Raw genomic sequence first — 13,137 nt, 5'->3', positions numbered from 1 at the left:
AGGTTCCGATCGTGACCGACAGCATCACCCGCGCCGATTTCGACGCCCTGCGCGAGGCCGTCATGACGGTGTCGAACGCCGTCAAGGACATCGCCAACACCGGCCGCCGCAGCCATGAATCGCTGAGCGACGCGCTGGAGGAAACGCGGGAGTCCCTTCAGGGCCAGATCGTCGCCCTGACCGCCGTGTCGGCGGCGCTGGCAGCGCTGGCGATGGCCGCCGGGGTGCCGTCGGACACCGTGCGGACCATCGTCGGCAACGTCGGCGGCGCCCTGCCCAACGCCGACAGCCCGGACATCCAGGCCATCCTGCGCACCGCCCTGTCCTTCATCCCCGACGAGACACCGGACGACGGGGGCCCGCGCAACCACTGACGCGCCGCTCCCGCCACGGGACGGGTTCCGGTCCCTCAAGGGCAAAGCCGGGGCAAAGGGGTATCATGGTGCGATTTTCCTCGCCATCGCGCGATAATCGCACCATGATACCCCTCACCGCGTCGCCAGGAACAAGGACATCGACGGCATGGCCGACACGCTGCCTCCGGCCGGCACCATCAAGGGTGAGTTGGGCAAAGGCGAGTTGGACAAGAGCCAGCCGGTGCCGGACGAGAGCGCCGACCCGAACTTCATGACCTCGCTGGCGCGCGGGCTGTCGGTGATCCGCGCCTTCACGGAGCGCGAGCCGAACCTGACCATCGCCGACATCGCCAAGATCACCGGCCTGCCGCGCGCGGCGGCGCGGCGCTGCCTGCTGACGCTGATGCAGCTCGGCTACGCCGGGTCGGACGGGCGGACCTTCTTCCTGAAGCCGAAGATCCTGGCGCTCGGCTATTCCTTCCTGTCCTCGGCGCCGCTGGCGACGATCCTCGACCCGCTGATCGAACAGGTCAGCGCCGCCGTGCAGGAATCCTGCTCGGCCGGCGTGCTCGACGAGGACGACGTCGTCTACATCGCCCGCGCCGCGACCAAGCGGATCATGTCGGTCGGGCTGAACGTCGGCAGCCGCCTGCCGGCCTACTGCACCTCGATGGGCCGGATCCTTCTGGCGGCGATGCCGGAGGCGGAGCTGGAGGCCTATCTGGCGCGCGTGCCGCTGAAGCCCTTCACCGAACGCACCATCACCGTGCCAGACACCCTGAAGCGCGAGCTGGAGCGGGTGCGCGAGCGCGGCTTCGCCCTGGTCGACCAGGAGCTTGAGCTTGGCCTGCGCTCCATCGCCGTGCCGATCCGCACGGCGGCGGGCGGGGTGGTGGCGTCGGTGAACGTCAGCACCCAGGCCGCCCGCGTCACCTGCCCGGAGATGGAGGTGCAGTTCCTCCCCCGCCTGCTGCGCGCGGCGGACGAGGCGCGCATCCTGCTGGTGCGCTCGCGCGGGGTGTAGCCGTGAAGTTTTTGGGAAAGCGCTCCTAGACACAGATATCCACGGATGAACTCGGATTTTATTGTTTCTTGATTCCGTTCATCCATGAACCGGCACAGCCGGTATCCGTGTTCATCCGTGTCAAAAGTCCCCCGCATCATCGGAGGACGGCTCCGTAAAAGGATTGATGCGCGCCCAGTCCGCTTCGAGGTCGCGGCGCAGCAGGCGCCACGTCAGCCGCCCCGTCCAGCCGAAGCCGCCCCCGGCGATCACCGGTCGCAGCAGCCGGCGTGCATCCGCCTCGTCCCAGCCGTCCCAGACCCCGGCGACGGAGAAAAGGTTGGGGCCGAAGGCCGGAGTCACCTCCCGCCGCAGGATGTCGTGGAGCACGGCTTCGGCGTAGCCGGACGCGGCGAGCGCCGCGCGGATGCGGTCGTGGTCGGCGGAGTCTAGCTCGGTGTCGAGGAACAGCTCCGCCAGCGCCAGCCAGACCGGCATGCGCCGCTCGACCTCGGCCGCACCCATCATGACGAAGCCCTCAGAGGATCGTGTCCGGCGAGACGGCGGTCAGCGCCGAGCGGATCTTCGGCACCATGTGGTCGGCGAAGGCGCGCACCTTGGCCGGCACCAGGGCGCGGTGCGGGTAGAGCACCGCCAGCGTCACCGGCTCGGGCGGGTGGTCGGGCAGCACCGGCACCAGGGCGCCGCTCGCGACATGCTCGGCCACCTCCCACAGCGGCTTCAGCACGATGCCGCGGCCGTCGAGCGCCCAGCCGGTCAGCACGTCGCCGTCGTCGGCGTCGAAGCGGCCGGCCACCGGCAGCTTCACCGGCTCCCCCTTGTCGAGCAGCGTCCATTGGAACTGGCGGGTGCCGGGAAAGCGCAGCAGCAGGCAGTTGTGGTCGGACAGGTCGGACGGATTCTTCGGCGCGCCGCGGGCCTCCAGATAGGCGGGGGCGGCGACCAGGACGCGGCGCACGTCGGCGATCTTGCGGACGACGAAGCTGGAATCCTTCAGCTCGGCCATGCGGACGGCGACGTCGACCGCCTCGCGCAGCAGGTCGAGCAGATGATCCGACAGCCGCAGCCGCACCTCGACCAGCGGGTGGGCGGCGCAAAAGTCGGGAACCAGCGGCCCCAATATGCGGCGTCCGAAGCCCAGCGGCGCCGTGACCCGCACGCTGCCGGACGGCACGCCGGAACCGGCGGCGATGCTGCTGTGGGCGCGCTCGACCGCCTCCAGCACCTCCAGGCAGCTCTGGTAGAAATCGACTCCGGTCTCGGTCGTCTGCAACTGCCGGGTCGTGCGGTTCAGCAGGCGGACGCCGAGATGGGTCTCCAGCTGCTGGATGCGGTGGCTGACCATCGCGGGCGACATGCGCAGGTTGCGTCCGGCCGCCGACAGGCTGCCCAGCTCGACGACGCGGACGAAGATGCGCATGTTCTCAAGCAACGCCATCGGTGCGGAAACTCCCTGCCGGATCGGTCGCCGGGTTGGTCGGCTGTGCCGGATCCGACGCTAGCACGGCGAAGCCGCCGCTGGGAATTTCCGCACCGCAGCGCGGGAACGCTTTGCTTACGCCCTCTGGCTACACCAGGACGGTTTCCGGCTCGTCCACCGGCAGATCGAGGGTTTCCTCGAACTCGGTGACGTTGTCGATGTCGGTGCCCATGGCGATGTTGGTGACGCGCTCCAGCACCACCTCGACGACGACCGGCACCTGATATTCCGCCATCCAGCGGTCGGCCTGGGCGAAGGCGTCCTGGATGCGGTCGGGCTCGGTGACGCGGATCGCCTTGCAGCCCAGCCCCTCGGCCACCGCGACGTGGTCGACGCCGTAGACGCCGATCTCCGGCGCGTTGATGTTCTCGAAGGAGAGCTGGACCTGGAAGTCCATCTGGAAGGCGCGCTGCGCCTGCCGGATCAGCCCGAGATAGGCGTTGTTCACCAGCACATGGATGTAGGGCAGCTTGTGCTGGGCGCCGACCGCCAGTTCCTCGATCATGAACTGGAAGTCGTAGTCGCCCGACAGCGCGACGATCTTGCGCTTGGGATCGGCGACCCGCACGCCGAGAGCCGCCGGCAGCGTCCAGCCGAGCGGCCCGGCCTGCCCGCAGTTGATCCAGTGGCGCGGCTTGTAGACGTGCAGGAACTGGGCGCCGGCGATCTGCGACAGGCCGATGGTGGTGACGTAGGTGACGTCCTCGCCGAACGCGCTGTTCATCTCCTGGTAGACGCGCTGCGGCTTGATCGGCACTTGGTCGAAGTCGCTGCGGCGGTGCAGCGAGCGCTTGCGGCCCTGGCAGTCGGCGGCCCAGCCGGACAGGTCCTTCAGCTTGCCCGCCGCCTTCCATTCCCGCGCCACCTCGATGAACAGGTCGAGCGCCGCCCCGGCGTCCGACACGATGCCGAGGTCGGGCATGAAGACGCGGCCGATCTGGGTCGGCTCGATGTCGACATGCACGAACTTGCGGCCGCGCGTGTAGACCTCGACGGAGCCGGTGTGGCGGTTGGCCCAACGGTTGCCGATGCCGAGCACGAAGTCGGACTTCAGCATGGTGGCGTTGCCGTAGCGGTGGGCGGTCTGCAAGCCGACCATGCCGGCCATCAGCGGGTGGTCGTCGGGGATGGTGCCCCAGCCCATCAGGGTCGGGATGACAGGGATGCCCAGCAGTTCGGCGAACGCGACCAGCTTGTCGGACGCGTCGGCGTTGATGACGCCGCCGCCGGACACCAGCAGCGGGCGTTCGGCCGCCGTCAACATCGCCAGCGCCTTCTCGACCTGGGTACGGGTGGCGGTGGGCTTGTAGACCGGCAGCGGCTGGTAGGCCTCCTCGTCGAACTCGATCTCGGTCATCTGGACGTCGATCGGCAGGTCGATCAGCACCGGGCCGGGACGGCCCGAGCGCATCAGGTGGAAGGCCTGCTGGAAGACGTAGGGGACCTGCGCCGGCTCCAGCACCGTCAGCGCCCATTTGGTGACGGGGCGGGCGATGTCCGGCACGTTGATCGCCTGGAAATCCTCCTTGTGCAGGCGGGCGCGCGGCGCCTGTCCGGTGATGCAGAGGATCGGGATGGAATCGGCGATGGCCGAATAGAGGCCGGTGATCATGTCGGTGCCGGCCGGGCCGGAGGTGCCGATGCACACGCCGATGTTGCCGGCCTTGGCGCGGGTGTAGCCCTCCGCCATGTGGGAGGCGCCCTCGACATGGCGCGCCAGCACGTGGCGCAGGGTGCCGCGCCGCTGCATCGCGGCGTAGAAGGGGTTGATCGCGGCACCGGGAACGCCGAAGCAGACGTCGACGCCTTCCCGCTCCAGCACCCGCACCGCCGCTTCCGCCGCCGTCATTCTCGCCATCGCTCGGCTCCTCACTGATACGCGAATTGTTCGTGAGGACAGCTAAGCGGCGGACGGCCCCGGCGGCAAACCAAGGAGCGGGCTTTTTCACAGGCTGGAAAGCGGGCCGGCCCTGGCCCGCGCGGAAGGGGTAGCGGCCTCAGCTGCCACGGTAGGTGGAATAGGCCCAGGGCGAGACCAGCAGCGGCACATGGTAATGCTGCGCGGCGTCGGCGACGCCGAAGCGCAGCGGCACCTCGTCGAGGAAGGGTTCGCCGTCCCCGACGACGGTGCCGGCGGCGCGGAAATACTCGCCGACCAGGAACAGCAGCTCGTAGCGGCCGGGCTTGAAGGCGTCGCCGGCCAGCGCCGGAGCGTCGAGCCGGCCGTCGGCGTTGGTGGTGAACTCGCCCAGCACGGCGCCGCTGCCGAGGTCGGTCAGGCGGATGCGCAGGCCGGGCGCCGGGCGGCCGGCGGCGATGTCGAGAACGTGCGTCGTCAGGCGGCCCATGGCGTCGTCCCTTCTGTTGGAAAGAATCCTGTGGAATCAGGCACTCGGGACCCCAGACTAAGCAGCCGGCCGGCGCTTGGCGACCCCCGGAAAATCGGAAACTGTGTCCGGCGGCCGGACAGGACGGGATGGGTTGAACCGGGGCCGCCGCTTGCCTTAGCGTGAAGCCGCCCCGAGTTGCCCCTGTCCCTGCCCGCCGGAGACGCGCCATGACGACCGAGACCTACCCCCGCGACATGATCGGCTACGGCGCCATGCCGCCGCAAGCCAACTGGCCGGGCGGCGCGCGGATCGCGGTGCAGTTCGTCATCAACTACGAGGAGGGCGGCGAGAACTGCGTCCTGCACGGCGACGCGGCGTCGGAAGCCTTCCTGTCGGAGATCGTCGGCGCCCAGCCGATCCCCGGCGCCCGCCACATGAACATGGAATCGATCTACGAATACGGCTCGCGCGCCGGCTTCTGGCGGCTGCACCGGATGTTCACCGAGCGGGAGATGCCGGTGACGGTCTACGGCGTCGCCATGGCGCTGGAGCGCAATCCGCAGATCGTCGCCGCCATGAAGGACGCCGGCTGGGAGATCGCCACCCACGGCTGGCGCTGGATCGACTACCAGCATCTGCCCAGGGAGCTGGAGCGCGAGCATCTGCTGCGCGCCATCGAGGTCCACACCCGCGTCACCGGTTCCCGCCCGCTCGGCTGGTATCTCGGCCGTTGCAGCCCGAACACCTGGGCGCTGGTCGCCGAGGAGGGCGGCTTCCTCTACAACGCCGATTCCTACGCCGACGACCTGCCCTACTGGGACGCCAGCCACGGCCGCCCGCAGTTGATCGTCCCCTACACGCTCGACGCCAACGACATGCGCTTCGCGACCAACCAGGGCTTCAACTCCGGCGACCAGTTCTTCGCCTACCTGAAGGACAGCTTCGACGTGCTCCACGCCGAGGGCGTCAACAGCCCGAAGATGATGTCGGTCGGCCTGCATTGCCGGCTGGTCGGCCGCCCCGGCCGGGCGGCGGCGCTGGCGCGCTTCCTCGACTACGTGAAGGGCCACGAGCAGGTGTGGGTCGCGACCCGGCTCGACATCGCCCGCCACTGGATCGCCGAACACCCCTACACGCCCTGACCGCCACCCTTTCCGACCGGAAGCCGACCGACATGCCGCACAGCCTGGACGATCTCAACCGCATGGACCGCGCCGCCTTCGTCGCGGCGCTGGGCGCCGTGTTCGAGGACAGCCCCTGGGTCGCCGAGGCCGCCTGGGACCGCCGCCCCTTCGCCGACAGGCAAGCACTCCACGCCGCGATGGCCGCCATCGTCCGCGGGGCCGGGGCGGAGCGCCAGCGCGCCCTGATCCTGTCGCACCCGGATCTGGCCGACCGGGCGACGCGCCCGGCCAACCTGACCGCCTTCTCGCAGACCGAGCAGGCCCGCGCCGGGCTCGACGAGCTGACCGAGGCGGAGGCGGAGGAGCAGCGCGCCCTCAACCGCGCCTACCGCGCGCGCTTCGGCTTCCCCTTCATCATGGCGGTGCGCTTCAGCACCCGGCCGCAGATCCTCCAGGCGATGCGCGAGCGCGTCGCCAACGACCCGGACGCCGAGTTCGCCCGCGCGCTGGAGGAGATTTACAGGATCGCCGGCTTCCGGCTGGATGATCTGGTCGCAGGCTGAAACCGGCCGCTCAGTCGCCGGTGAAACCGCCGATGGCGTCCATGATGGCGAGACGCAGCGGCTCCGCCTTGGCGGGGCCGCCGACCAGCTCCAGCAGGCGCAGCGCGTAGAACAGGTTCAACTCCGACGCCTCGGCCTCGTCGGGGCGGCCCGCCGTCCAGCGGTGGCCGTCGAGCAGCGCCTGCGCCCGCTGCTGCAAGCCGGCGCCCATCGCCGCCAGCGTGTCGTCGACCGGCTTTTGCAGGCCGAGCGCCCCGGCCAGCCCGGCGCAGCGGCGCAGCGCGCGGGCGTGATCCTCGGCGGTGGCCTGGGCCGCTTCGTCCACCACCGGCGCCTGCCGGCGGTCGGCGACGGGAACGGCGGCGAGGATGCCCTCGGGCGCCGTTTGCAGGACGCTGCCCCGCACCATCGCGGCCACCGCCGTGGTCACCGCCTCCAGCCGTTCGCGATGGCGCGGGTCCCTCAACCGGCTCATCGCCGCGGCCGCCGTGGTGACGCTGGCGACCAGCCGCTCGGCGACGATAACAGCGGCCTCCGGCGCGACTCCGCCGGTGCCGTCCAGCCGCGCGCTGCGCTCCTCCAGGTCGCCGACCACCAGGGCGCCGAGCTGGGCGAAAAGCCCCGGCCGGTCCCGTCCCGCCCGGCCGAGATCCAGGTCGGGCAACGCCGCCAGCAGGTCGGCCGGCGTGGCGAGCCGCGCGGCGGCGATCAGCAGCAGGTGACGGACGGCGTCGGGAGGCACCGTCTGGGCGGCCCGCCCGATGGCGGCCAGGTGCCGCTCCTCCAGCGCGAACAGCGGCTTGGCCGACAGCTCGTCCTTCAGCGCCTCGACGGCGGGCCCGATGTCGAGAAAGGCGGCGATGTCGGCCACCTGCTCCAGCAGCTTCCCGTCGCCGTCCATGCCGTCGCCGTCCAGCCGCCGGGCCAGCGCCGGCCGGGACGCCGCGCCGTCCAGCGCGTCGCGCAGGATGCGGGCGGCCAGCGGCCACAGCACCCGCCCGACGTTCAACAGGGCGTTGCGGCTGCCCGGCGACGCCTCCTGCACCTGACGGTCGAGCTGGGCGATCTGGTGGCGGTCGGCGATCTCCGCGATCAGGTCCCAGACCGGCTCGATCACCCGCCGCCCGATGCGGCCGAGCGGCGCGTCGCCGCCGTGGCGGCTTTCCAGCACATCCTCGAACGGCATGCACAGCACGCGCTTCAGCGTCGGCCGGCGGCCCGGCCGGATCTGGGCGAGGCGCGGCCGGATGATGTTGAAGGTCTGCCGCACGTCGGGATGGTCGCGCACCCGTTCCAGCAGCCCGACCACCTCGACGAACTTGTGGGCGGGAATGTCGAGCAGCTTGTGCTCCAGGGTCGGCAGCCGGTCCGCCGAGGCACCGGGCACCGCGCCAACCCGCGGATCGGGGTTGCGGTTGGGCATGATCATGGCGCGCGCGCCTTCAGCGTCTCGATCCGGCGGATCGCCTCGACGTCCATGACGCCGGTCCGCCAATCCTCCAGCATGCGGACCGAGCGGCGCTGGACCGACTGGACACGCCGCGAATCCGCCATCAGGTCGCGGCCGCTCTCCGCGCGCGGCAGCAGCGGCAGGATGCGGAACAGCTCGTTGATCGCGACCGCCTGATGGTGACGGTCCTCGCCCTGCGCCAGCTCCCAGGCCCCGGTGATGTGCGACCAGCCGTCGAGCAGCCAGGCCATGCGGGTGGCGTGGTCGCGGATGCGGACGATCTCCGTGTCCCAGTCGCGCATCAGCGGGCCGATGGCCTCGATGCGCCGGTGGAAGTCGGTCAGCACCGCGTCGCCGATGCCGATGGTGTGCTGGGCGACCTCGGCGCAGAAGGCGGCGACCGGGGAGGTGTCGCTCGGCACCTCGCGCGCCCAGTCCAGCATGGCCTGCCGGAAGCTCTTCAGGTCGTTCAGGCAGCGCAGCAGGCGCCCCGGCCTCGGCGACTGCGCCAGCCCGACCGGCGACACCACCGCCGCGATCTCCGCCAGGCGGGTGTAGAGCACCGTCGCGTCGAGCGTCAGGCTGCCGGCCGCCCGCGTCATCAGCTGGCGGGTCAGCCGCTGCCCCTCCCCGGTGCCGATGCCGGCCTTCAGCATCTCCGGCGATTCCAGCCCGACCGCCTTCAGGATCGCCAGGATCAGCAGGTAATGGGTGAGCGTGCCCTGCTCCTCGTCCTCGTCGAGCGCGCGGCGGGCCGCCTGCGCCGCCTGCGGCCCGGCCAGCCCCTTGCGCGCCGCCCGCAGCGTCGCCCGCCGGATCTCGTGCGGGGAGCAGGTTTCCTCGCCGACGATCAGCTCGTGCAGGTAGCGGTCGTGCATGGTCATCGCGACCATCTCCGGCACCGACTTCCAGGCGACGACGTAGATGCCGGAGCCCTGCGACAGGGCGGGGATCAGCACCTCCAGCTTGGAACGGTCGCCCCGGCGCACCCGCGTCTGCGACAGCAGCGGCGTCGTGAAGGCCACGGCGGCCCCCCGCTCCTCGAAGGTCGACGGCGCGTATTCGATCGCACCCTTCATGCCCGACGCCCCACATCCACGCGCGGCCGACCGATGCGGGGCCTCGCCAAACGTCGTATTTTCTTCAATTTTTATGGAAATTGCCGGTCTGAAATTGTTCTGAAATGCATCGAGATCAGACAGCGCGGCGCGGCTTGATTCAACACCGCCACGGCCGTCGGTGATGAATCTTGCACTTTGCGCGGCGCGGCGACACTTTGGGCGCCTCGACGCAGGGTCGCAGTGAAACGGGAGTGGCAGAGGGTGAACAACATCGGCATCGTGCTCGGACGGTTCCACCGCCGTGAGGTCGAGGAAATGCTGGACGAGGCGCGCGCCGTCGCCGCCCGCCGCCAGCTCGGCATCGTCGCCGAGGTGTGGGTCCCCGGCTCCATGGAAAAACCGCTGGCGATCAAGCGCCTGCTGCGCCGGGACGACGTGGCCGGCGCCGTGGCGCTCGGCATCATCGAGCGCGGCGAGACCGAGCACGGCAACGTCATGGGCCACGCCGTCATCAAGAGCCTGATCGACCTGCAACTCGAATTCCTGAAGCCGGTCGGCGTCGGCATCCTCGGACCGGGGATCAACCCGTCGCAGATCCCGCCGCGCACCCGCCCCTACGCCGCCGCCGCGGTCGAGGCGGTCGCCGACCTGCTGGCCAGCGCCTGAGCCGCCTTCAGCGCGCCGCCTTGCGGGGGTTCCAGCGGTTCAGGGCGTGCATCGCCCCGCCGAACAACAGCCCCCAGAAGGCCGAACCGACGCCGAAGAAGGACAGGCCCGACGCGGTCACCAGCAGCGTGACCAGCGCCGGGACGCGCTCCTCCTCGGTCTGCACCGCGCCCAGCAGCGCGCCGCCGAAGGCGCCGAGCAGGGCCAGTCCGGCCACCGCCTCGATCAGGATGGGCGGCGAGCGCATCACCAGCGTGGCGGTCACCGCCGCCAGCGCCGCCAGCGCGATGTAGCCGAGCCCGCCGACCACCGCCGCCTGCCAGCGCCGCTCCGGGCGCGGGTCGGCGTCGGGGCCGGCGCACATCGCCGCGGTGATGGCCGCCAGATTGACCGTCGGCGCCCCGAAGGGGGCGCTCAGCGCCGAGAACGCCCCCGTCGCCAGGAACAGCGGCGGCACCCGCGGCGTGTAGCCGAAGGTCGCCAGCACGGCGAGGCCGGGGATGTTCTGCGACGCCATGGTGACGACGAACAGGGGCAGGGCGATGCCGACCAGCGCCTCCCAGGTGAAGACCGGCGTGACCAGCGTCAGGCCCGGCCACAGATCGGCCGGCAAACCACCGGCAACCGGCGGGTTCAGCGCCATCGCCCCCAGCGCCACCGCCACGGCGGCCGGCACGGCGTAGAGCCGGTTGACGCGCCCGACCACCGCCCACACCGCCAGGACCAGCAGCCCCAACCCCGGCGCCTGCTGGATCGCCGCGAAGGGCGCCAGGCACAGCTTCAGCAGGATGCCGGCCAGCATGGCGTTGGCCAGCGGCTTGGGGATCGCCGCGATCCAGCGGCCGAGCGAGGTCCACAGCCCGGTCAGCATGACGAGCCCCGCCACCGTCAGGAAGGCCCCGACCGCCGCCGGAAAGCCGCCGGCCACCGGCCCGGTCGCCGCCAGCAGCGCCATGCCCGGTGTCGTCCAGGCGACGCTGATCGGCTTGCGCTGGTGCGTCGCCAGCAGGATCGCCGCCAGCCCCATGGAAAAGCCGACCGCCACCAGCGCCGAGGTGATCTGGCCGGTGTCGGCGCCGACCGCCGACAGCCCCTGGATCACCACGGCGACCGAGCTGGCGTAGCCGACCAGCGCCACCAGCAGCCCGGTGCCGACCGCCGACGGCGACAGCCCGCCGCCACGGCCGGAGGTCGCGGCGAGGTCGTCTCGATCGTCGAGGGGGGTGGAGGATGGCATGGTCGGGCCTCTGCGCGCGGTGTTCTGGACAGGGAGGTGGATCATCGATAGATTGGATCCAATATCCAGGCAAGCGGCTTTTTTTGAACGGACCTCCATGCCTCCAGCTTCCGACGCGCGGCCGTCCGCCCTGAACGCCATGGCCCTGAGCGCCGTGATCGAGCGCAACCGCCGGCAATTCCGCACGGCGACCGAATTCGTCGAGGCGGCGATGCGCGAGGGGATCCTGACCGGCGCCCTGCCGGCCGGCGCGCCGCTGCGCCAGGAGGAACTGGCAGCGGCCTTCGGCGTCAGCCGCATGCCGGTGCGCGAGGCCCTGCGCCAGCTGGAGGCCCGCGCCCTGGTCGAGTTCCATCCCCACCGGGGCGCCGTGGTGGCGGAGATCTCGGCCGGCGATTCCGCCGACATCAGCGCCATCCGCGCGGCGCTGGAACCGGCGGCGCTGCGGCTGTCGCTGCCCCGTCTGACGACCGACGATTTCGCCCTGGCGGAGGAACTGATCGGCGAGATGGACGCCGAGACCGACCCCGGCCGGATGGGCGAACTCAACCGCCGCTTCCACATGACGCTCTACGCACGGGCCGGACGCCCGCGCCTGCTGGCGCTGGCCGAGCAGCATCTGGCGGCGGCCGACCGCTACCTGCGCTTCCAGTTCGCCGCCCTCGGCTACCACCCGCGCTCCCAGGACGAGCATCACGCCCTGCTGGCCGCCTGCCGCGCCGGGAACGCCGACGCCGCCTGCGCCGCGGTGGTCAACCACATCCTGGCGGCGGAGACGCTGCTGACAGCCTTCCTCGGCGAGCGCGGGTCGTGAGACAGGCGTGCTTTCACCGCGCAACCCCGCCGGCGCCCGGGCGGCTGTCCGCCTCCGGCCGGAGAAAGCGGCGGGATTCCGTTCGCCAGCGATGACACCGGCACCGCTTTCCGCGCTTCCGGGACCGCCGCCCCCTGAAGCGACGCTTGAGGCGGAGAGGACTTCCGCCCCCTCCGCCCTTGCTTTTCCCCATCCTTTCAGGCGGCCGGTGCTGGCCGGGGCCTCAGAAGGGCAGGATCAGGCGCCCCCAGGCGCGGGTGTCGTTGCCGCCGTAATTCTCCTGATGGACCGTGCTGGTCAGATAGGCCTGGAGAATCAACTGATCGAAGTTGTAGCCGACCAGGCCGCCGAGCGCGACCTGCTCCTGCTTGCGGTAGCCGGCAACCGGCCGGTTGAGGTCGAAGGAAGCGAAACCCACCGGCCCGACCGACCATTTGCCGACGCTCTTGGCGGCCGTCAGGTCGATGTTGAGGAAGTCGGGGTTGACGGTCCGCGACGATTTCCGGGTGGCGATGCCGTAGATGGCGTTGGCGGTCAGGTTCCAGTCGTCGCCGGTGTAGCTGACGGCGAAGCGCTGGTTGATCGAGGTGGTGTCGAAGCCCAGCTTGTTGCCGACCGGCAGATAGATGCCCAGCAGGTAGCTGGCGCCGAAGCCGTTCCCCAGATCCCAGGCGAGCTGGCCGGCGAGGAACGGGTTGTACAGGCCGCTGGTGTGGTCGCGGCCCTGGACGCCGACCTCCAGCGCCGGCAGGGCGGCCAGCAGTTGGACGCGGGCGCCGAGCAGCTTGACCGGGGTCGACCAGGCCAGCACCGGGATGTTGACCCCCAGCGTCACGTCGGGGTTGCCGTTCTCGCCCTTGCGAACGCCCCAGTCGAAGGTGTCGACGAAATAGACGCCCTCCGGCAGCGGCGCGCCGGTGGCCAGACCGATGGTCTCATACCGGCTCACGCCTGAGCTGACTCTCGGGCCGCATGGGATTCCCAAATTATAGCGAGCATGATTCACTGAAGCTCCACCGGGAGTGGGAGTAA

General features: G+C 70.7%; 14 protein-coding genes. 6 read left to right on the top strand and 8 right to left on the bottom strand.

The annotated features are described in order from the left end of the window. Positions 1-11 precede the first annotated feature (11 nt). Positions 12-374 carry a hypothetical protein gene (locus J2847_RS31455; RefSeq protein ID WP_209782671.1) on the top strand — a complete coding sequence of 121 codons (363 nt, stop codon included), beginning with the start codon at positions 12-14 and terminating at the stop codon, positions 372-374. A 148-nt stretch (positions 375-522) separates the two neighbouring features. After that, complete coding sequence (locus tag J2847_RS31450) at positions 523-1,380, top strand: IclR family transcriptional regulator (RefSeq protein WP_233474918.1); 858 nt, start codon at positions 523-525, stop codon at positions 1,378-1,380. A gap of 120 nt (positions 1,381-1,500) precedes the next feature. Here J2847_RS31450 and J2847_RS31445 read toward each other — a convergent pair whose 3' ends face one another. From J2847_RS31445 to uraH, 4 genes are all read right to left on the bottom strand, one after another. Next, positions 1,501-1,887 (bottom strand): DUF7079 family protein, encoded by a 387-nt coding sequence (locus J2847_RS31445; RefSeq protein ID WP_209782670.1) that lies wholly within the window; start codon positions 1,885-1,887, stop codon positions 1,501-1,503. A gap of 10 nt (positions 1,888-1,897) precedes the next feature. Further along, on the bottom strand, positions 1,898-2,818 hold the full coding sequence (locus J2847_RS31440; protein WP_209782669.1) for a LysR family transcriptional regulator: 921 nt from the start codon (positions 2,816-2,818) through the stop codon (positions 1,898-1,900). Positions 2,819-2,948: 130 nt separating this feature from the next. Then, the gene (gene gcl / locus J2847_RS31435) at positions 2,949-4,718 is read right to left on the bottom strand and encodes a glyoxylate carboligase (RefSeq protein ID WP_209782668.1); all 1,770 of its coding nucleotides are present in this window, start codon (positions 4,716-4,718) and stop codon (positions 2,949-2,951) included. 139 nt (positions 4,719-4,857) lie between these two features. Then, positions 4,858-5,208: a hydroxyisourate hydrolase gene (uraH, locus tag J2847_RS31430; protein WP_209782667.1), complete on the bottom strand. Its 351-nt coding sequence runs from the start codon at positions 5,206-5,208 to the stop codon at positions 4,858-4,860. Between the two features lie 209 nt (positions 5,209-5,417). On the opposite strand from uraH, the gene puuE reads away from it, so the two are divergent. Both puuE and uraD read left to right on the top strand, forming a co-directional pair. Continuing rightward, a complete protein-coding gene (gene puuE / locus J2847_RS31425; RefSeq protein ID WP_209782666.1) occupies positions 5,418-6,332 on the top strand; it encodes an allantoinase PuuE in 915 nt (304 codons plus the stop codon). Between the two features lie 32 nt (positions 6,333-6,364). After that, positions 6,365-6,877 carry a 2-oxo-4-hydroxy-4-carboxy-5-ureidoimidazoline decarboxylase gene (gene uraD / locus J2847_RS31420; protein ID WP_209782665.1) on the top strand — a complete coding sequence of 171 codons (513 nt, stop codon included), beginning with the start codon at positions 6,365-6,367 and terminating at the stop codon, positions 6,875-6,877. A gap of 10 nt (positions 6,878-6,887) precedes the next feature. On the opposite strand, the gene J2847_RS31415 is transcribed toward uraD, so the two are convergent. Next, a complete protein-coding gene (locus J2847_RS31415; RefSeq protein ID WP_233474917.1) occupies positions 6,888-8,306 on the bottom strand; it encodes a hypothetical protein in 1,419 nt (472 codons plus the stop codon). Beyond that, on the bottom strand, positions 8,303-9,406 hold the full coding sequence (locus tag J2847_RS31410) for a hypothetical protein (protein ID WP_209782664.1): 1,104 nt from the start codon (positions 9,404-9,406) through the stop codon (positions 8,303-8,305). The genes J2847_RS31415 and J2847_RS31410 overlap by 4 nt, the downstream gene beginning before the upstream one ends. 243 nt (positions 9,407-9,649) lie before the next feature. Here J2847_RS31410 and J2847_RS31405 point away from each other — a divergent pair, with 243 nt between their 5' ends. After that, positions 9,650-10,054, top strand: coding sequence for a 6,7-dimethyl-8-ribityllumazine synthase (locus tag J2847_RS31405; protein WP_209782663.1), 405 nt, complete (start codon positions 9,650-9,652; stop codon positions 10,052-10,054). A 7-nt stretch (positions 10,055-10,061) separates the two neighbouring features. On the opposite strand, the gene J2847_RS31400 is transcribed toward J2847_RS31405, so the two are convergent. Beyond that, on the bottom strand, positions 10,062-11,291 hold the full coding sequence (locus J2847_RS31400) for a benzoate/H(+) symporter BenE family transporter (RefSeq protein ID WP_209782662.1): 1,230 nt from the start codon (positions 11,289-11,291) through the stop codon (positions 10,062-10,064). Positions 11,292-11,388: 97 nt separating this feature from the next. Here J2847_RS31400 and J2847_RS31395 point away from each other — a divergent pair, with 97 nt between their 5' ends. Then, positions 11,389-12,105 carry a GntR family transcriptional regulator gene (locus tag J2847_RS31395; protein ID WP_209782661.1) on the top strand — a complete coding sequence of 239 codons (717 nt, stop codon included), beginning with the start codon at positions 11,389-11,391 and terminating at the stop codon, positions 12,103-12,105. Between the two features lie 223 nt (positions 12,106-12,328). Here J2847_RS31395 and J2847_RS31390 read toward each other — a convergent pair whose 3' ends face one another. Next, positions 12,329-13,054, bottom strand: a complete 726-nt coding sequence (locus J2847_RS31390; protein ID WP_209782660.1) for a transporter — start codon at positions 13,052-13,054, stop codon at positions 12,329-12,331. Positions 13,055-13,137: the final 83 nt, after the last annotated feature.

This window comes from Azospirillum agricola (genome assembly GCF_017876095.1).
GTDB lineage: Bacteria > Pseudomonadota > Alphaproteobacteria > Azospirillales > Azospirillaceae > Azospirillum > Azospirillum agricola.
The sequence above is the reverse complement of the archived record's forward strand: the minus strand, read 5'-3'. Positions and strand labels throughout refer to the sequence as shown.